Raw genomic sequence first — 17,629 nt, forward strand, 5'->3', positions numbered from 1 at the left:
CCTAGCGCACCAGCACCCGGGGCATCACGGACATGCCCGGGGCCAGGTGGAGCTCCTTCCCGTCGGGGAGGGCGTCGGGAACGATCTTCACGGGCACGCGCTGCACCACCTTCACGAAATTGCCCGAGGCGTTCTGGGGCGGCAGCAGGCTGAAGGCCGAGCCCGTGCCCGCCTGGAGGCTGTCGATCTTCCCGGTGAAGGTCCTGCCGGGATAGGCGTCCACGGTGAAGGTCACGGGCATGCCGGGGCGCATGCCCTGGATCTGGGTCTCCTTGAAGTTGGCCACCACCCACACGTCGTCGCCCACCAGGGCGAGCACGGCCTGGCCCGCCTGCACGTAGTCGCCGGGCTCCACGGCCTTGCGCGTGACGCGCCCCGAAAGACCGGCGCGCACCTCGGTGTAGGCCACCTGCAGGGTCTCCTTCTCCATGGCGGCGCGGTAGCGCTCCACGGCGGCCCGGGCGGTGTTGATCTGGGCGGCGGCGAGGTCGGCCTGGGCCTCGGCGGCGGCCACCCGCTTGCGCGCCCCCAGCAGGGCCGAGGCCGTGGTGCGGGCCAGGGTCTGGGCGTTGTCCTGGGCCTGCTGGGAGACGGCCCCCGTGCGCACCAGCTGGCTGTAGCGGGAGAGGTCGGTGGAGGCGTTGGCGGCCTGGGCCTCGGCGGAGGCGGCGTCGGCCTGGGCCTGCTCCAGGGCGGCAAGGGAGGCGCGGTGCTGGCTCTGGCTTTCGCGCAGGCGCTCCCGGGCCTCCTCGTGGTTGGCGCGCGCCTGGCCCAGCTCGGCCTGGAAGATGGCCGGGTCCAGGCGCAGGAGCACGTCGCCCTCCTGCACGCGGCGGTTGTCGTCCGCGAGCACCTCCAGCACGCGCCCGGGCACCTGGGGGGCCACGTTGGCCACATGCCCGGTGATGTAGGCGTCGTCGGTTGTCTCGTAGTGCGATTCCTGCCACCACCACCAGGCGAGCGCGCCCAGGGCGGCAAGCGTCACGGCCAGAACGGCGAGCTTGCCCGCCTTGCCGCGCGGCGCGGCCTTGCCCGCCGGGTCACTCACGGTGGGCGTATCGGAAGAAGACATCGTCACCTCATGGTCTGGCGGCGCCGCACGCGGCGAAGCCGTCGGCTTCCAGGCGTACCTTGGAGAGCAGCGCGATAAGGGTCTTGAACTCCTCGCCGTTCAGGCCGGACATCACGTCGGCCTGGTAGCGAAAGAGGTCCGGGAGCACGTCGTCGAGAACTTTCTGCCCGGCGGGCAGGAGCGCGATGCGCACCACGCGGCGGTCCTGGGGGTCTTCCAGGCGTTCCACCAGCAGGTCGCGCACCATGCCCGAGAGCACGGCCGACACGGTGGGCGTGGTCACCCCGACCATCTCGGCCAGCTTGCACACGGGGATGGGGTCCGGTTCGCGGCAGAGCAGGTTGAGGATCATGAAACGGCCGAAGGAGAGGCCGCGTTTGGCCAGGCCCCGCTCCACGCAGTGGTGCAGGATGGTGCCCGTGCGCAACACGTGGAGATAGGCTTCGCAAACCAGCACGTCCATGGTGGGATAGCGCTGGGCCCTGTCCAGCAGGGTCTGGTAGCTGGGCATATCCTTGAGGATCATGGGAGCCCCCTTGTGATGGCGTCTAATAATTAGAACGCTAATGTTTGGAAAGCGAACTGTCTATAAGACGCCCCCTGGGGGCAAACGGTTACCGCTCCGGTGAAAAATCCTCCCTGGCCGGGTTGCAGGCAAACAGCCGAACCCTCACGGAGGGGAATGACGCCCTGTGCTTGGCATTCCCCCCGGGCCTGGCTGGCGAGTGTCTCGAACAGGCCGCGAGGATCGGCATTCTCAGCGGGCGGTTGCTCCCTTGGGGAGCCTCGCGGGGCGGCATGGAATGGCTTAGGCGCGGGCGCGCCGCCAGGGAGCGACGGCCTTGCCGCCGACTGGGCCGTGATGCGTCAGAATCCGGATTCCAGGGGGGGGTTCACCAGGGCGTCGGAGGGCGGGGTGGCCGAGGCGGCGCGGCCCGGCAGCAGGCGCACCTTGCGGCCGTCGAGTCGCAGGCGGTCCTGGGCGAGCCACTGCACGGCCTGGGGCAGCACGCGGTGCTCCAGGGCCAGGATGCGTCCGCCCAGGGTCTCGGGGGTGTCGTCGGTCCAGGCGGGCACGGCGGCCTGGACGATCACGGGGCCGTGGTCCATGAGTTCGTCCACGAAGTGCACGGTGCACCCGGCGAGCTTCACGCCGTGGTGGGCGGCGTCGCGCTGGCCGTGAGCCCCGGGGAAGGCGGGCAGGAGCGCAGGGTGGATGTTCAGCACGCGCCCGGGGAAGGCCTGCAGGAACCCGGACGTGAGTAGGCGCATGAACCCGGCCAGCACCACGGCCTGGGCCCCGGACTCCCGGATGGCCCGGACCATGGCCTGGTCGAAGGCCTCGCGGTCCGGGAACTCCTTGTGGGGCAGGCCCAGGGTGGCGATGCCGTGGCGTCTGGCGCGCTCCAGGCCGAAGGCCTCGGGCTTGTTGGAGGCCACGAGGCGGATCTCCGCATCCAGGACGCCCGCCTCGATCCGGTCGATGAGCGCCTGGAGGTTGGACCCGGAGCCCGAGACCAGGACGGCGACGGGCAGGGTCACGTCAGACTGCCGCGGCGGCGCGCACCAGGCTCTGGGCCAGGGCCGGGATGGTGTAGTTTTCGGGCTGCACGTCGGGCTCGAAGCCGTGCTTTTTCAGCGTGGCCGCCGTGACGGGGCCGATGCAGGCGATGGTGAGCTTGTCGCGCAGGGCCGCCACGCGCGCGGCCGGGACCACCTGGAAGAAGTTGTCCACCGTGGAGGAGCTGGTGAAGGTGAGGAAGTGGATCTCGCCCTCCTCGATGGCGGCGAGCACTTCGTCGGGGTCCTGTTGGGCGAGCTTCGTCTCGTAGACGGGCAGCACCTCCACCTGGGCCCCGGCGCGGGCCAGCTCCTCGGGGAGCACCTCGCGGGCCTGGGCCGCGCGGGGGATGAGCACGCGCTTGCCGCCGATCTGCAGGGCCAGAAGCCCCTCCACCACGGACTCGGCCACGTACTTCTCGGGCACGAAATCCGCGCGGATGCCGCGCTCGGCCAGGGCCTGCGCCGTGGCCGGCCCGATGGCCGCCACCTTGAGACCGCCCAGGGCGCGCGCGTCCAGGGCCATGGCGTCCATCTCTGCGAAGAAGCACTTCACGCCGTTAACGGAGGTGAACACCAACCAGTCGAAGCAGTTCAGGCGTCCCAGGGCCTCGCGCACGGGCGCGGGATCGGCCAGGGGGGCCACCTCGATGGTGGGGAACTCCCAGGCGCAGGCCCCCAGGTCGGTGAGCAGGCGCACCAGGTCGCTGGCCTGCTCGCGCGAGCGGGTGACCACCACGCCCTTGCCCAGAAGCGGGCGCTTCTCGTACCAGTTGAGGGTGTCGTGCAGCGAGACGACCTCGCCCACCACCAGGAGCGACGGGGCCTTGAAGCCCTGGCGCTTGGCCTCGGCCGGGATGTCCTCCAGGGTGGAGACCATGGAGCGGTGGCGGCAGGTGGTGCCCCAGCGCACCAGGGCGGCGGGGGTTTTGGGGTCGCGCCCGCCCTCGATGAGGCGGCGCGAGATGTCGGCCAGGTTCTTCACGCCCATGAAGAACACCAGGGTGGAGGCCGCCTGGGCCAGCGCGGGCCAGTTGTGGGCGGACTCATCCTTGGTGGGGTCCTCGTGTCCGGTGATGAAGCTCACGGACGAGGCGAACTTGCGGTGCGTGATGGGAATGCCCGCGTAGGCCGGGGCGGCCACGGCGCTGGTGACGCCGGGGATCACCTCGAAGGTGAGCCCGTCGGCCAGCAGCTCCTCGGCCTCTTCCGCGCCGCGCCCGAAGACGTAGGGATCGCCGCCCTTGAGGCGGGCCACCATCTTGCCCTCGCGGGCCTTGGCCACCAGGAGCTTGTTGATGTCGCCCTGGGGCAGGGTGTGGTCCCCGCCCTTCTTGCCCACGTAGATGATCTCCGCGCCGGGGCGGCAGTAGTCCAGGAAGGCCTTGTTGGCCAGGTAGTCGTAGACCAGCACGTCGCAGGTCTCCAGGACGCGCTTGGCCTTGAGGGTGAGAAGGCCCGGATCGCCGGGTCCCGCGCCGATGAGGTAGACGTTGGGCATGTCGGATTGGCCTTGGGATCGGTTAGGAGTCTTGTTCGAAGACCGCCCGGGCCGTGGCCAGGGCGTTGAGCGCGGCCGGGAAGCCTGCGTAGCCGGACACCTGCATGAACACTTCGGCGATCTCCTCGCGGGTGAGGCCGACGTTCAGGGCGTTCTTCACATGGGCCGCGATCTGGGGCTGGGCGTGGCCCAGCGCGGCCAGGGCCGCCAGGGTGACGAGCATGCGCTCGCGCAGGGGCAGCCCGGGCCTTGCGTACACGTCGCCGAAGAAGCCGAGGATCATCTCGGTCATGCCCGGGGCCGTCTGGTCGAAGGCCTGGCGGAGCATGGCCTCGTTGCCGGGGTCGAGGGAGGCCAGGACGGCCCGGCCCGCCTCGATGCGATCCTCGGCCACGGGGCGTTATTCCTCGCGCAGGCAGGAGTTGATGGTCACGGGGTCCACGGGCACGTCGTCGTGGAAGCCGGCCCTGCGGGTGCGAACCTTCTTGATTTTGTTCACCACGTCCATGCCGTCCACCACCTTGCCGAAGACGCAGTAGCCCCAGCCTTCGGGGGTCTTGCCCTTGTGGTTGAGGAAGTGGTTGTCGTTCACGTTGATGAAGAACTGCGCGGTGGCGCTGTGGGGGTCCATGGTGCGGGCCATGGCCAGGGTGCCGGTGAGGTTTTCCAGCCCGTTGTCCGCCTCGTTGACGATGGCGGCGTTGGTGGGCTTTTCCTTCATGGTCACGTTCATTCCGCCGCCCTGGATCATGAAGTTGTCGATGACCCGGTGGAAGATGGTGCCCTCGTAGAAGCCGTCGTCCACGTATTTCAGGAAATTGGCCACGGTGACCGGGGCCTTGTCCGGGTACAGTTCGATGGTGATCAGACCCATGGAGGTTTCCATCAGGACCATATGCGTGCGCTCCTTGCGGGTGTTCTGTGTCCGGGCCATCTAGCGCACATCGGCCTTGGAGTCCATCCCCGGCCCGGAGCGCGGAGCGGTGTTAACATTTTTGTATATTGCTGCTTTTTTCCCCGAGACATGTTAGCTGTTGGCCAACGTTTCGAAACAAGGAGAACACCATGAACAAGGCCACCTGGGAAAAGATCTTCGAATACGCCTCCATGCCCGTGCACGGCACCCTCTCGCGCAAGCTGCGCAAGGGCCTGACCATCCAGATCAACGAGGGCAAGGTCTACGCGCAGGCCGTGCTCTTCCTCGGCGAGGAATTCCTGCGCATCACCGAGAAGAACGGCAAGGAAGCCATCAACACCTACTACGCCTGGGACAAGCTGGTGAACGTGCGCACCATCGGCGAAACCGAGGAGTAGCCCCGCGCGAAGCGCAACCTGGAGCAGGGCGGCTTTGCCGCCCGTAAGCGACTCCCGCACACCCCGTTTCGGGGTTTGTCATCCCGCCGCGGCCCGGCCGCTCCCGTAGCCGGGCCGCCCGCCCCTCGCTTCTCCCGCCCCGGCGTCACCCCGCCCTTTCCCGCAGCCGGGGCCGCTTTCTGGACTTCGCGGGGACGCTCTGGCATAAGCCGTGCGTCCCCGCGCGGTCCGCCCGCGCGAAACGCCAGCCCACCCGCGCCTCACGGAGCCAGGATGCACCACATCGCCAGGTCGCTCGCGCCGCTTCTGCTGGCCGTCCTCCCGGCGGCCCTGGCCTGGGGCGTGGTGCACGCCAGCTTCGGGGCGTCCCTCACGGACTTCATGCCCCACTTCGACCTCGACCAGTTCCCCTACTGGCGCGAGATGGCCTCCTTCGCCGCGGCGGGCTTTTCCGGCGGGAACTACGGGATCAACGACACGACCTCCGTCCTCAAGGGCTTCGGCCCGCACGGCGTGGCGGCGCCCATCTTGTACGGCTCCTTCTACCGCCTCCTGCCGGAGTTGGGTTTCGCCCTGATCCCCGTGGTCAACCTGGGGCTCATCACCCTTGGCCTGGGCTTCCTGCTCTGGAAGGAGCGCGCCGACACCGGCGCGTGCCTCCTGCTGGCCCTGGGCGTGGCCCTCTATCCGCCGGTGCTCCTCTTCGCGCCCTCATCCTTCCAGGACGGGCTGCACATGGCCGGCGCGCTCCCCCTGGCCTGGGGCTTCATCCGGCTCATGGAGGCCAACGCCGCCGGAAAACCGGACCGCGTCGCCGCACTCTGGACCGGCGCGCTGCTCCTGATCCTGTGCTTCGTGCGCTACACCTGGGCCGTGTGCCTGGTGCCCTACGCCTACGCCGTGCTGAGCGGGCGGCCCCGGCGGCTGCTGCTGGCCGTGCTGGCGGGCGGCGCCGCCGGCCTGGCCGTGGTGTGGACGTTCCATCTCTTCGTGCCCGTCTGGTACGCCTCGCCCGAGGCCCAGGTGTTCCTGGGCGGCTCTGGCGGGGCTGCGGCGGGCCTCTGGGGGCGCGCCGCGCGCAACCTCTCTCAGTTGGTGGACGTGGACGGCAACCTCCGGGCCAGCGCCCTGCTCTCCCTGGATCTGGCCCTGGCCCTGGTGGCGTGCCTGGGCATCTGGCTGGCCGGATGGAAACGCACCGGCCGCGCATTCTCCATCCCCGCGCTGCACCGGGAGGCCCTGCTGGCCGTGTCCGCCGGCCTGCTGGGGCTCTTCGTCATGAACACCGTTGCCTGGGTGGGCAACGGCATGAACATGGCACGGCTCTTGAGCGCCCACTACCTCTTCTGCCTGCCCCTGGCGGTGCGCTTCCTGCCGTCCCGGGTCCTGCACCCCCTGGTGCTCTACGGTGCGCTGCTCTTGCCCTCGAGCCTGGCGTACTACCAGTACCAGCACTACCCGGCCTACCGCGACGCGGCCGTACGCCCGCGCGTTGAGACCCTGCGCCAGGAGCTTTCCGAACACCTGCGGGAATGGAAAAGCGGCAACCCATGGGACGAGACCATCGCCCTGCACGTGTCGGGCCCTGACGCGGCCGCGGCCTGGCTGGCCGTGCCCCAGCGCTACGGCATCCAGTCGCTGACGCAAGGGACCATGCCCGTGCGCTCGCGCTTCGCCCTGCTCGCCGGAGACGCCCGAGAGAAAGCCCTGGCCTCGCCCCACTTCAAGGTGCTCAAGGAGACGAGCGTGGGCACGCTCTTCCTGAGGCCCCAGACCCCCGATTCCCCGGCCGGGAGCGGCGGATGACCGGCCGCCGGACCGCTCGGGCGCTCTACGCGCTGGCCATGGCCGTCGCCGTCTGGGCGGGCACGGCCTGGTACGGGGGGGGATTCCTCCACGACGCGTGGTGCCTTTTCGCCCGCGAACTGCCCGTGGAGCACGCCGGCCAGGACAGGCTGCTGGCGTGCAGCAACGTGGAGCAGGAAATCATCGGCCAGTCCGCCTTGCGCGACGCCCCCACGGACAACCGCGAATGGCGCGTGTTCGAGCGCTCCGGCCCCCTGCCGGGCAGCCTCCTGGTGCGCGCCAGGCTCACGGCGCCCCGTTTCCTCTTCTATCCGCGCTTCTCCGGTCCCGGGGACCGGCTTGTCATTTCCCAGGTGATCGGCAAGGATAGAAAAATTCTGTACGACCAGCGCGGCCCGGCCCCCGGGTGGACCCCCGTGGGGGCCATCCACGAACTCTGCGTCGGCTGCGCGGACCAGGGCTGGAGCAGGCCGGGCACCCCCGTGGACCTGGAAATCGTCCTGGAGGGCGGCGCGCAGCTCTGGCACAAGGACGCGTTCATCTTTTTCTGAGGACCCTCCTCCTATGACCGACATCGACAAGGACATCCTCCCCGCCTTCGCGGGCAAGCGAGCGCTCATCCTGGGCGGCCTGGGCTTTCTGGGCTCCAGCCTGGCCCTGCGCCTGGCCGGGGCAGGGGCGAAGGTCATGGCCGTTGACGCCATGATCGACGAATACGGCGGCAACCTCTTCAACATCGAGCCCGCCCGGGACGCCATCCAGGTCAACTTCTGCGACATCCGCGACGCCTCGGCCATGGAATGGCTCGTGCGCGACCAGGACTACGTGTTCCACTCGGCCGGCCAGGTCTGCCACCTGAAGAGCCTCTCGGACCCCTACCCCGACGTGGACATCAACATCCGCGGCACGGTGGTGGTCATGGAGGCCCTGCGCAAGGTGAACCCCCGGGCCAAGGTGGTGAAGCTGGGCTCGCGCGGCCAGTACGGCCCGGTGCTCACGCTCCCGGCGGGCGAGGACGTGGTGCCCCGGCCCAAGGGCATCTACGAGATCTCGCTCCTGGCGGCCGAGCACATCATCCAGTCCTACCTGAGCGCCCACTCCATCCCCTGCGTGCTCACGCGGCTCACCAACATCTACGGCCCGCGCGCCCAGATGCGCCACAACCGGTTCTGCGTGGCCAACTGGTTCATGCGCCTGGCCCTGGAGAAGGAGCCCATCTCCGTGTTCGGCGACGGGCTCATCAAGCGCGATTTCCTCTACGTGGACGACTGCGTGGACGCCCTGCTGGCCCTGGCCGTGCATCCCGAGGCCGCGGGCGGGGTCTACAACATCGGGCACGACCGGCCCTCGCACTTCCGCGAACTGGCCGAGACCATCGCCCGGGTGGAGCCGGGGGCGAGCTGGCGCTACACCCCCTTCTCGGCCGAACGCAAGGCCCAGGAACCCGGCGACTTCTATTCCGACATCACCAAGATCCGCACCCTCACGGGCTGGCAGCCGCGCGTGGATCTGGAGGAAGGCGTGCGCCGCACCCTGGACTACTACCGCCAGCACAAGGCGCGGTACTGGTGATGGACGCGCCCGGCTTCTTCGTGCACCCCAAGGGCCTCTGCGAAAGCGCTCGCGTGGGCCAAGGCTCGCGCGTGTGGGCCTTCGCCCACGTGCTCCCCGGCGCGGAGATCGGCCGGGACGCCAACATCTGCGACTTCGTGTTCGTGGAAAACGACGTGGTGCTGGGCGAGCGCGTCACGGTGAAGTGCCACGTGGCCCTCTGGGACGGCCTGCGCGTGGGCGACGACGTGTTCATCGGCCCCGGCGTGTGCTTCACCAACGACAAGAACCCGCGCAGCAAACGCTACAAGACGCCGCTGCACACCATCATCGGGCGCGGGGCCTCCCTGGGCGCCGGGGCCGTGATCCTGCCCGGGATCGAGATCGGCCAGTACGCCCTGGTGGGCGCGGGCGCCGTGGTCACGCGCGACGTGCCACCCTTCGCCCTGGTCACCGGCAATCCCGCCAGGCAGCGCGGGCTGGCCTGCGTCTGCGGACGCCCGCTGGCGCGCGACGGCGAACTCCTAAAATGCCCCGGCGGCTGGCAGGGCCAGGCCCCCTCCCCGGACATGGACTGCCCCGCATGCGAACCATCCTGAAACGCCTGGCCGTGGTGGTGCCGGTCTACGGCAACGAGGCCAGCCTCCCCGAACTCTACGAGCGCATCGACGCGGCCACGCGCGGCCTGGACGTGGAGCTGACCCTCCAGTTCGTCAACGACCGCTCACCCGACGGCAGCCAGGCCGTGCTGGAAAGCCTTGCCGCGCGCGACCCCCGCGTGCGCGTGATCCTGCTCTCGCGCAACCACGGCTCCTTCACGGCCATCGCCGCGGGCATGGCCCAGGTGGCCACCCACGACGCCGTGGTGATCCTCTCCGCCGACCTCCAGGACCCCCCGGAGCTGATCCCGGAGATGGTCCGGCGCTGGCGCGCGGGCATTCCCGTGGTGCTCTGCTCCCGCAAGGACCGCGACGACCCCCTGGCCTCGCGCCTCTTTTCCCGGGCGTTCTGGTGGTCCTTCCGGCGCTTCGCCATGCCCGACATGCCACCCGGCGGCTTCGACTTCTGCCTCATCGACCGCCGCGTGGTCCGCGTGATCCTGGAGTCCTCCGAAAAGAAGACCAGCCTCGTGGGCCTGATCCTCTGGGCCGGATTCGAGCGCAGCGTCATCCCCTACGAACGCGCCGCGCGCAAGCACGGACGCAGCATGTGGTCCATGGGGCGCAAGCTGGCCTACGCCTTCCACTCCCTGGTGGCCTTCAGCTCGCTTCCCATGAAGCTTTTCGCGGGCTTGGGGCTGGTGGTGGGGGCGGCGGGCGTGCTCATGGCCTTCTACGTGCTCCTGGCCAACCTTTTCGGCTGGATCACCGTGCCGGGCTGGTCGGCACTGATGCTCATGCAGACGGTGATCCTGGCCACGGTGCTCCTGGGCTTCGGCGTGCTGGGCGGGTACCTGTGGATCAACCTGGAGCAGACCAGACGCCGCCCGCTCTTCATCGTGGACAAGACCGTGGGGCAGGACCTGGCCCCGGGCGACCGCGACGGACGCGTGGACTTCTTCAGCCTGGAGCGCGTCTCGGCCCCGGCGCGCCACGGCCTGCGCGAGGCCGCCCACCGGGCGCTGGCCTCCCGCCGGATCATCCTGGGGCCGGAGGTGGAGCGCTTCGAGCGCGCCTTCGCCCGCTACGTGGGCGCACCCCACGCCGTGGGCGTGGCCAACGGCACGGACTCCATCACTTTGGCCCTCTGGGCGCTGGGCGTGGAGCCCGGCAGCCTGGTGGCCGTGCCCGCGCTCACCGCGCCGCCCACGGCCGTGGCCGTGCTGCGCGCCGGGTGCGTGCCCCTCTTCATGGACGTGGACCCCCAGACGCTCCTCCTGCCCGCCTCGGCCGTGGCCCGTGCGGCGGCGCTGGGGGCCAAGGCCGTCGTCCCCGTGCACCTCTACGGAAACCTCTGCGACATGCCCGCCATCCGCGCCGAGGCCGACCGCCTTGGCCTGGTGGTGATCGAAGACTGCGCCCAGTCCACCGGCTCCGAGGCCTTCGGCCGCCACTGCGGCACGTGGGGCCACGCGGCCTCCTTCAGCTTCTACCCCACCAAGAACCTGGGGACCTACGGCGACGGCGGGGCCGTGGTCACGGCCGACCCGGGCGTGGCCCAGCGCCTGGTCTCCATGCGCTTCTACGGCCAGGACGCCTCGGGCGTGTGCGTGCTGCCGGGCATGAACTCCCGCCTGGACGAGATGCAGGCCGCGCTGCTTACCGAACGCCTGGCCTGCCTGGACGAGCACAACGCCCGGCGCGTGGCCGTGGCCGCCCGCTACGACCAGGCCCTCTCCGCCCTGGACCCCGTGCCCGGCCAGCCCGGACGCGTGCCGCACCTCTATGTGGTGCGCCCGGACGAACGCGCGGAGTTCAGGCGCTTCCTCTCCGAGCGCGGAGTGGACACGGGCGTGCACTACTCCCAGGCCCTGAACCGGCACCCGTATCTTGCGGCACAGGGCCGCGTCGCCCAAGCCCCGGAGTCGCAAGCCCCCGCCGCTCCGGGAACGGTCGCCGTGGCGCACGGCCCGGACGCCAGGAGCGCGGACGCCGGATGCCCCACGGCCGAGGCGGCAGCCGCGCGCGTGACGAGCCTGCCCTGCTACCCGGGCATCCCCGAGGCCCACGTGGAGCGCGTGGTGGAGGCCTGCCGGGAGTGGGCCGCGCGCGGCTGACTCTGGAGCGGAGCAACGCAAAAGGGCCGCCGCCCGCCCTGTGGCGGAACGGCGGCCCGGAGCCATCCCCCCTGCGCGCTTCGCGCAGGGCTCAGGCTACTTCCAGCCGGATTCCTTGTCGCACTTGGCCCGCTCGGCCGGGTGCGTCTTCTCCCACTGCGTGATGGACTGGGTTTCGTTGTCGTCCATCAGGTTGTTCATGCAGGTGCAGTATTTGGTGACCACTTCCACCGGCACGTTGGCGTCCTTGTTGTCCTGGATGCACTTGGCGATCCACTTGGCGTCGTCCTGCCCGGCGAAAGCCGCGGAGGCCATCAGCAGCAGGGCGGCGCAGCACAACGTCGCTATCCGTTTCATCATGCAGAAGTCCCCTTTGTTTGGCAGTGCGGTCACGCGGGTGTCCGCGTACTGCCGGTTTGAAACCACGGCTTCAGCCTATCACACCTCGCAAATTCAGCGCAATACGGAATGAATTGTCTAGCCCACTAGGTATCGAACAGACCTCCCTCGAAAAGCGAATGCGGTTGGCGACAGGCGTTCCCAGTTCCGGCCTCCGAGACCTGAGATTCCCGGAGTTCGGGCGGAAGGGGGCCGCACGCGGACGGCGCGACATCGGAGCCACGCCTGCCGGGACTTTCGCCCACGAGGCTCCGGCGGCGGCCAAGCGCGGAGCGCAACCGGGAACTGGACGTCTTTGCCGCACGCAACCGGCGTCGGCGAATCCCGTCCATGGGGCTTGTCACCAAAAGAGGCGCGCGGCACGTGGGCCGCGCGCCTCTTCTCGGCGGAACGCGCAGGTGCGAGCGGGTCAGCCCTTGAAGACCCCCCGCACGGTCTCGATGACGTAATCGCATTCGGCGTCGGTCATCTTCGGGTAGAAAGGCAGGCTGATGGTGCGGTCACCGATGGCCTCGGCGTTGGGGAAGTCGCCGGGCTTGAAGCCGAAGGTCTCCCGGAACCATTCCAGCAGGTGGATGGCCCGGAAGTTCACGGCCACGCCCACGCCGGCCTGCTGGAGCGCCGGGAGCAGGGCGTCGCGCCGGGCGGGGTCCGCCCAGACGGTGTAGAGGTGGTGGCCGCTCTTGCCCACAACTTTGGGCCGTGCCACGTTCGTGCCCTCGAACCCCTGCTCGTAGCGTTTCCAGAGGGTGTTGCGCCTGGCCCAGAGCGCGTCCAGGCGGCCGAGCTGGTCCACCAGCAGGGCCGAGTGGATGTCGTCGAGGTTGCACTTCCAGCCCAGGGTGAGCATGTCCCAGTGCTGGTAGAGGCCATGATAGCGCCCGGCCGCGTTCTTGCTCATGCCGTGCAGCGAGAGGAGCTTGGCCTTGCGGGCCACCTCCTCATGCCGGGTGATGAGCGCCCCGCCCTCGCCGCAGGCCAGGTTCTTGGTGGCATAGAAGCTGTAGCAGGCCGCGTCGGAGAGGTGCCCCGGGCGGACACCGTCGCGCTCGCCCTCCACGCAATGGGCGCAATCCTCGACAAGGAAGAGCTTGTGCTCGTCGGCCAGGACGCGCAGGGCCTTCATGTCCGCCATGACGCCGTAGAGGTGCACGGGCAGGATGGCCTTGGTGCGCGGGGTGACGGCGCGCCGGGCGGCCTCGGGATCCATGCAGCCGGTCTCGGGGTCCACGTCCACGAGCACGGGGGTGGCCCCGGCGTGGACCACGCAGGTGGCCGAGGCGATGAAGGTCATGGCCGGGACGATCACCTCGTCTCCGGGGCCGACGCCCAGGGCCATGAGGGTCATCTGCATGGCCGCCGTGCAGGAGTTCACGGCCAACACGTTGGGCACGCCGGTGTATTCGGCGAAGCGGCGCTCGAATTCGGCCGTGACGGGGCCTGTGGTCAAAAAGACCGAATGGAGCACTTTGACGACGTTGGCGATGTCCTGCTCGTCGAGGTTGTGCCGGTAGAATTCCACCTTCATGGGAGGCCTCTCGGCGCGCGGCGCGCTGGCCGCGCGGTTACGGGTCGGTGGGGCGCGACGCCGGGCCTGTCAGGGCGGCCGTTCGTCACGGTTTGATCCTCAGGGTCACCTCGTGGCGGCCCGTCTGGAGGGGCACGGCCACGGTGTTGCCCGGCCCGCGCAGGACCCGGGCGGGTCGGCCGTCCACGTCGGCGATCCAGTGTCCGTGCCATGGAAGGGCGAACACGGCCTCTCCGGGGCCCGGCGTCTCCACGCGGGCGAAGGCCAGGCGCATGCCCAGGGCGGCGGGCTGGGCCTGTGGCTGGGGCACGATCTCCAGGGGCTCGGCCGAGACGGCGAGCACCGAACATGTCGCTCCGGGAGCGGCGGGGTTGATCTCGTAGCCGGCCTCGCGCCCGGGGACGGTCCGGTAGGGCAGGTCCAGGGTCTGGCGTCCGGGACCGGCCAGCAGGGAGACCGGGCGCTCCCCGCCCTTGAGGAGCACGTCCATGGGGCCGTCGCAGTCCAGGACCAGGCGCACGCGCAGGAGGCCAGCCGGAACAGCGCCCTGTGCGGCGGGATCGTAGAGCGCGCCGAAGGGCTTGAGCCTGCCCCGGCCCAGCAGCCCTCCCCAGGAGCGCTCGCGGGCCTGCGTCGAACCGGGCGGCGGCGCGGGCAGAAAGAACACCCGGCCCTGGTAGCCCTGGTTGCGGTAGAGGGCCACGCCTTGCGGCAGGGCCTCCAGGCCCGGCCCCTGGGCGGGCTCCAGGCGGTAGACGCCCGACTGGAGCACCTCGGAGCGGAAGGCGTCGTCCTGGAGGGCCAGTACGTACTTCACGCCCCAGAGGGTGAGCAGCTCGGGCGGAACCTGGTGCACGTAGGCCGGGGGCGCGGCCGGGTCGCGCAGGGCCGAGGTGAAGAGACGTCCCGGCAGAGGCAGCACGGTGTCCGGGGTCTTGCCCAGAAGCTCCAGCCCAAGCGGGAACATGGAAAGCCCCCGATAGCTCAGGATGGTGAACTCCGGCTCGGCGTCGGCGCGCGTGAAGGTCCCCAGCGCCGCCTCGGCCGCGCCCGGGCCGGGAATATCCCCGGCGGCGGCGCCGTCCTTGCGGCGGTACACCGAATAGATGTCGTCCTGGTAGAATCCGTAGGTTTCCCTGGGGAGACGGCTGCCGGTGTCCACGCGCAGCAGGGGCTCGTAGCCCGACGGTTCAGGGGTGCGGCGCACGGGGTCCAGGACCACGCCCAGGGCGAAGTCCGGACGCAGGGCATCCAGGTGCTCGCCCTGGTCGCCCGTGGGGACCAGGCGGTGGCGGAAGGGATCGGCCATGAAACGGTCGGTGAAGCCCAGGTGTTCCTGGCGCGCCATGGGCACGCCCAGGGAGGCCCCGGCCGGGATGTTGTCGCGGACCCAGGCGTGGACGCTCTGGCGGGTGGATGGTCCGCCCAGGAAACGCAGCACGGCCAGGGTGTCCGAGAAGGTGGCCAGGAGCACGGCCGCCACGCCGACAAGGCAGGCGGCGCGCGGAAGCGGGCCGCGCGCCGCGTCCCACAGCCATCCCAGAAGGAAGGCCACGAGCACGAGTGCCAGCACGGCCTGGGAATAGTAATAGTAGCTGAGCACCAGCATGAGCTGCGCCCGGGCCAGCCACCACAGGAAAAGGCCGTTGCCGACGAAGAGCAGCAGGACCACGGCCTGGGCGGAGAGCCGGAAGCGCTCCGAGACCAAGCGCCAGAGGGCGAAGGCCAGGGCCGGGAGGACCAGGAGGTTCAGGGCCTGCCCCAGGTAGGGCTCAAAGTGGGTGAGGCGGTACCACGTCACCTCGGCGAAGGACTGGGGGAGGGGCAGGGCACCCGAATAGGCATGGAGCACGGAAGAATAGCGGGCGACGAAGCTCGTGAAGATCCTGGGCGCGTGCAGGAAGAGCGGGTTGGCGGCCAGGAAGGTGGCAAGCACCACGCAGCAGGCTTTGGCCGCCAGGATCAGGGCCTCGCGCGAGAGCCAGGGCAGGCCCCTGCGCCGCCGGGAAACGAAGAAGGCCGCCACGGCCAGGAGCCCGGCCGGGGCCAGGGTGAACTTCATGGAGAAGGCCAGGCCCAGGAAGGCGCAGGCGGTGAAGAGGTGGCGCGCCCGGCCGGAGCGCATGTGTTCGAGCAGGTTGAGCAGGGCCAGGAGGGTCATGGCCAGCACCACGCCCTCGGGCTTGAGGCGCAGCTCGTAGGCCGGGAGGAAGGGCATGGCAGCCAGGAGCCAGACGGCGATGGTCCCGGTGGCCTCCCGGTCGAAATTCCTGGCGATCCAGTAGACCGAGAGCGGCAGGAGCAGCAACACGACGAGCTTGTAGAGGGCGAAGAGCTGCCAGAGGGCGCGCAGCTCCTCGGGGTAGGCCACGTAGAAGAGGGGGTCGTCGCAGAGCTTCACCAGCCCGAGCTTCGCCCCCGCCCAGACCACGGCCCGGCCGCCGTGGAGCAGCGGCCCTCCGAAGTTGGTGCCTATGGAGAAGGTGTCCTTCACCTCGCCGTAGAGGCCCATGGCGTGTCCCATGGTCACCTGGGCGTCGTCCTCGTAAGTGTTCACGGGCACGAGCTTGGAGGTGTTGAGCAGGTAGCCCTCGGCGTCGGCCACGCCGTGCATGGATCGAATGGCCCAGAGGTTCACGGCGGCGAACACCGCCAGGCACAGGAGGATGTGCCCGGGCACGCCGAGGTCGAGCCCGGGGACGCGCTGGGCGTCCGGCGGAGGACGTTTTCCGAGGCGGATCATGCCCGTCAGCGGCAGAAGAGGCTCTTGAAGAGCCCGATGCCCGACTTGGCCAGGGAGAGGAATTCGCCCGGCGAGCGGATGGACAGCAGGTGTTTGAGCACCATGCGCGGACGCATGTAAAAGCCCTTGTAGGCCGCCTGGTGCAGCTCCAGGAGCCGCTCGGGGCTGATGCCCCCGGGCACGTAGACGGGCTTGTCCAGGAAGTTGAACTCCGGGATGATGCCGTGCAGGAAGTACTCCGGATCCTGGAAGGAGCCGGTGCGCAGGGCGCGCTTGTAGTCCAGTGTGCCGGGCAGGGGCAGGAACATGGTGAAGGTGGCGATGTCGATGTCCAGCTCCTGGGCGAAGGCGATGGTCTGGCGGATGTCCTCTTCGGTCTCGCCGGGGAGCCCGACCATGAAGTAGCCCCGGATGGGGATGCCCACTTCCTGGGTGATGCGCACCTTCTCGCGGATCTCCTCCTTGGTGATGCCCTTTTTCATGTGGTCGAGCATGCGCTGGCTGCCGCTCTCGATGCCGTAGGCGATGAAGGAGCAGCCCGCCCCCTTGAGGGTGCGCAGGATCTCGCGGTCCACCAGGTTGATGCGCGACTCCACGTTCCAGGTGAGCCCGAACCCGCCCCGGTTGAGGCTCTCGCAAACGTTGAAGAGCAGCTCCTTGTCGGAGGTGAAGTTGTCGTCCCAGACGGAGACGTCGCGCGCGCCGTAGCGGTCGCGCAGGAGGAAGAACTCCTCCACGATGCGCTCCAGGCTGAAGTGGCGCACCCGGGAGCCGAAGGTGCGGTGGTCGCAGAAACTGCAGATGCCCGGGCAGCCGCGCGAGGTAAACATGGAGTGGGAGGGATAGTTGCGCGAACGCGCCGGGCTGGTGGAATAGAGGTGCATGGGCAGCAGATCGCGCGCGGGCAGGGGGAGCAGGTCCAGGGGGTCCACCAGGGGGCGGCGGCCGGTGTGGCGCACCTTGCCGTCGTCCAGATAGGCCAGCCCCTTGATGCCCGAAGGGTCCTTGCCGCTCCGTGCCAGGTGTTCCACCAGCTCCAGCATGGTGATCTCGCCCTCGCCAGTGACCTCGAAATCCGCCCCGAAGCCCAGCAGGTGGCCCGGCATGGCCGTCACGTGCGGTCCGCCCGCCACGATGGGCGCGCGCACCCCTTCGCGCCGCGCGGCCTGCATCAGCTCAATGCAGCGCGTGGCGTAGGACGACAGGGCCGTGAGCCCCACCACGTCGTAGCCGTGCATGGAGCGCGCCACCTCTTCCAGGGGTCTGGGCTGGGCTATGCCGTCATAAACGGCAGGCTCGTGGCCATGGGCCCGCAGATAGGAAGCGATGTAGGCCACGCCAAGGGAGGGCAGCTTGCTGGCGGTGGACTCCGCCCCCTTGGTGAACAGCTCGCTGGCGGCCAACGGCGGGACGATGAGCAGGACTTTGGCCATGGTTTT

16 protein-coding genes are annotated in these 17,629 nt (G+C 69.6%); 6 read left to right on the plus strand and 10 right to left on the minus strand.

Going from position 1 to position 17,629, the window contains the following annotated elements; genetic code table 11:
• Nucleotide 1: 1 nt before the first annotated feature.
• The 6 genes from NNJEOMEG_RS08225 to NNJEOMEG_RS08250 all read right to left on the minus strand — a co-directional run bounded on the left by NNJEOMEG_RS08225 (nucleotide 2) and on the right by NNJEOMEG_RS08250 (nucleotide 5,028).
• Nucleotides 2–1,072 carry an HlyD family secretion protein gene (locus NNJEOMEG_RS08225; RefSeq protein WP_173083232.1) on the minus strand — a complete coding sequence of 357 codons (1,071 nt, stop codon included), beginning with the start codon at nucleotides 1,070–1,072 and terminating at the stop codon, nucleotides 2–4.
• Between the two features lie 7 nt (nucleotides 1,073–1,079).
• On the minus strand, nucleotides 1,080–1,598 hold the full coding sequence (locus NNJEOMEG_RS08230; protein WP_173083234.1) for a MarR family winged helix-turn-helix transcriptional regulator: 519 nt from the start codon (nucleotides 1,596–1,598) through the stop codon (nucleotides 1,080–1,082).
• A 341-nt stretch (nucleotides 1,599–1,939) separates the two neighbouring features.
• The gene (gene purN, locus NNJEOMEG_RS08235; RefSeq protein WP_173083235.1) at nucleotides 1,940–2,614 is read right to left on the minus strand and encodes a phosphoribosylglycinamide formyltransferase; all 675 of its coding nucleotides are present in this window, start codon (nucleotides 2,612–2,614) and stop codon (nucleotides 1,940–1,942) included.
• A gap of 1 nt (nucleotide 2,615) precedes the next feature.
• Nucleotides 2,616–4,133 (minus strand): uroporphyrinogen-III C-methyltransferase, encoded by a 1,518-nt coding sequence (gene cobA, locus NNJEOMEG_RS08240; RefSeq protein ID WP_173083237.1) that lies wholly within the window; start codon nucleotides 4,131–4,133, stop codon nucleotides 2,616–2,618.
• Between the two features lie 22 nt (nucleotides 4,134–4,155).
• Entirely contained in the window at nucleotides 4,156–4,527 is a 372-nt protein-coding gene (locus NNJEOMEG_RS08245; protein ID WP_235956882.1) for a carboxymuconolactone decarboxylase family protein, read from the minus strand.
• A gap of 6 nt (nucleotides 4,528–4,533) precedes the next feature.
• Nucleotides 4,534–5,028, minus strand: coding sequence for a peptidylprolyl isomerase (locus tag NNJEOMEG_RS08250; RefSeq protein ID WP_173083239.1), 495 nt, complete (start codon nucleotides 5,026–5,028; stop codon nucleotides 4,534–4,536).
• A gap of 170 nt (nucleotides 5,029–5,198) precedes the next feature.
• Between NNJEOMEG_RS08250 and NNJEOMEG_RS08255 the strand changes: the two genes are divergently transcribed.
• The 6 genes from NNJEOMEG_RS08255 to NNJEOMEG_RS20950 all read left to right on the plus strand — a co-directional run bounded on the left by NNJEOMEG_RS08255 (nucleotide 5,199) and on the right by NNJEOMEG_RS20950 (nucleotide 11,520).
• A complete protein-coding gene (locus tag NNJEOMEG_RS08255; RefSeq protein ID WP_173083241.1) occupies nucleotides 5,199–5,447 on the plus strand; it encodes a hypothetical protein in 249 nt (82 codons plus the stop codon).
• Between the two features lie 273 nt (nucleotides 5,448–5,720).
• Nucleotides 5,721–7,253: a hypothetical protein gene (locus NNJEOMEG_RS08260; protein WP_173083243.1), complete on the plus strand. Its 1,533-nt coding sequence runs from the start codon at nucleotides 5,721–5,723 to the stop codon at nucleotides 7,251–7,253.
• Entirely contained in the window at nucleotides 7,250–7,804 is a 555-nt protein-coding gene (locus NNJEOMEG_RS08265; protein ID WP_173083245.1) for a hypothetical protein, read from the plus strand. The genes NNJEOMEG_RS08260 and NNJEOMEG_RS08265 overlap by 4 nt, the downstream gene beginning before the upstream one ends.
• A 13-nt stretch (nucleotides 7,805–7,817) precedes the next feature.
• A complete protein-coding gene (locus tag NNJEOMEG_RS08270; RefSeq protein ID WP_173083247.1) occupies nucleotides 7,818–8,825 on the plus strand; it encodes an NAD-dependent epimerase/dehydratase family protein in 1,008 nt (335 codons plus the stop codon).
• The gene (locus tag NNJEOMEG_RS21100; protein ID WP_173083390.1) at nucleotides 8,825–9,403 is read left to right on the plus strand and encodes an acyltransferase; all 579 of its coding nucleotides are present in this window, start codon (nucleotides 8,825–8,827) and stop codon (nucleotides 9,401–9,403) included. Before NNJEOMEG_RS08270 ends, NNJEOMEG_RS21100 begins: the two co-directional genes overlap by 1 nt.
• Nucleotides 9,388–11,520 carry a DegT/DnrJ/EryC1/StrS family aminotransferase gene (locus NNJEOMEG_RS20950; RefSeq protein ID WP_173083249.1) on the plus strand — a complete coding sequence of 711 codons (2,133 nt, stop codon included), beginning with the start codon at nucleotides 9,388–9,390 and terminating at the stop codon, nucleotides 11,518–11,520. Before NNJEOMEG_RS21100 ends, NNJEOMEG_RS20950 begins: the two co-directional genes overlap by 16 nt.
• Nucleotides 11,521–11,616: 96 nt before the next feature.
• Here NNJEOMEG_RS20950 and NNJEOMEG_RS08285 read toward each other — a convergent pair whose 3' ends face one another.
• From NNJEOMEG_RS08285 to NNJEOMEG_RS08300, 4 genes are all read right to left on the minus strand, one after another.
• Nucleotides 11,617–11,880, minus strand: coding sequence for a hypothetical protein (locus NNJEOMEG_RS08285; RefSeq protein ID WP_235956883.1), 264 nt, complete (start codon nucleotides 11,878–11,880; stop codon nucleotides 11,617–11,619).
• Between the two features lie 448 nt (nucleotides 11,881–12,328).
• The gene (locus tag NNJEOMEG_RS08290; RefSeq protein WP_173083251.1) at nucleotides 12,329–13,447 is read right to left on the minus strand and encodes a DegT/DnrJ/EryC1/StrS family aminotransferase; all 1,119 of its coding nucleotides are present in this window, start codon (nucleotides 13,445–13,447) and stop codon (nucleotides 12,329–12,331) included.
• A gap of 85 nt (nucleotides 13,448–13,532) precedes the next feature.
• Complete coding sequence (locus NNJEOMEG_RS08295) at nucleotides 13,533–16,190, minus strand: glycosyltransferase family 39 protein (RefSeq protein ID WP_173083253.1); 2,658 nt, start codon at nucleotides 16,188–16,190, stop codon at nucleotides 13,533–13,535.
• Nucleotides 16,191–16,195: 5 nt separating this feature from the next.
• The gene (locus NNJEOMEG_RS08300; protein WP_173083255.1) at nucleotides 16,196–17,623 is read right to left on the minus strand and encodes a B12-binding domain-containing radical SAM protein; all 1,428 of its coding nucleotides are present in this window, start codon (nucleotides 17,621–17,623) and stop codon (nucleotides 16,196–16,198) included.
• Nucleotides 17,624–17,629 lie beyond the last annotated feature (6 nt).

The sequence above is a fragment of the Fundidesulfovibrio magnetotacticus genome (assembly GCF_013019105.1).
Classification (GTDB): Bacteria; Desulfobacterota; Desulfovibrionia; order Desulfovibrionales; family Desulfovibrionaceae; genus Fundidesulfovibrio; species Fundidesulfovibrio magnetotacticus.

Coding starts and splice junctions, on each gene's coding strand:
- NNJEOMEG_RS08250 (WP_173083239.1), bottom strand. CDS start 5,028: ATGGTCCTGATGGAAACCTCCATGGGTCTGATCACCATCGAACTGTAC.
- NNJEOMEG_RS08255 (WP_173083241.1), top strand. CDS start 5,199: ATGAACAAGGCCACCTGGGAAAAGATCTTCGAATACGCCTCCATGCCC.
- NNJEOMEG_RS20950 (WP_173083249.1), top strand. CDS start 9,388: ATGCGAACCATCCTGAAACGCCTGGCCGTGGTGGTGCCGGTCTACGGC.
- NNJEOMEG_RS08260 (WP_173083243.1), top strand. CDS start 5,721: ATGCACCACATCGCCAGGTCGCTCGCGCCGCTTCTGCTGGCCGTCCTC.
- NNJEOMEG_RS08300 (WP_173083255.1), bottom strand. CDS start 17,623: ATGGCCAAAGTCCTGCTCATCGTCCCGCCGTTGGCCGCCAGCGAGCTG.
- NNJEOMEG_RS21100 (WP_173083390.1), top strand. CDS start 8,825: ATGGACGCGCCCGGCTTCTTCGTGCACCCCAAGGGCCTCTGCGAAAGC.
- NNJEOMEG_RS08265 (WP_173083245.1), top strand. CDS start 7,250: ATGACCGGCCGCCGGACCGCTCGGGCGCTCTACGCGCTGGCCATGGCC.
- NNJEOMEG_RS08225 (WP_173083232.1), bottom strand. CDS start 1,072: ATGTCTTCTTCCGATACGCCCACCGTGAGTGACCCGGCGGGCAAGGCC.
- NNJEOMEG_RS08230 (WP_173083234.1), bottom strand. CDS start 1,598: ATGATCCTCAAGGATATGCCCAGCTACCAGACCCTGCTGGACAGGGCC.
- NNJEOMEG_RS08285 (WP_235956883.1), bottom strand. CDS start 11,880: ATGATGAAACGGATAGCGACGTTGTGCTGCGCCGCCCTGCTGCTGATG.
- NNJEOMEG_RS08270 (WP_173083247.1), top strand. CDS start 7,818: ATGACCGACATCGACAAGGACATCCTCCCCGCCTTCGCGGGCAAGCGA.
- cobA (WP_173083237.1), bottom strand. CDS start 4,133: ATGCCCAACGTCTACCTCATCGGCGCGGGACCCGGCGATCCGGGCCTT.
- NNJEOMEG_RS08295 (WP_173083253.1), bottom strand. CDS start 16,190: ATGATCCGCCTCGGAAAACGTCCTCCGCCGGACGCCCAGCGCGTCCCC.
- NNJEOMEG_RS08290 (WP_173083251.1), bottom strand. CDS start 13,447: ATGAAGGTGGAATTCTACCGGCACAACCTCGACGAGCAGGACATCGCC.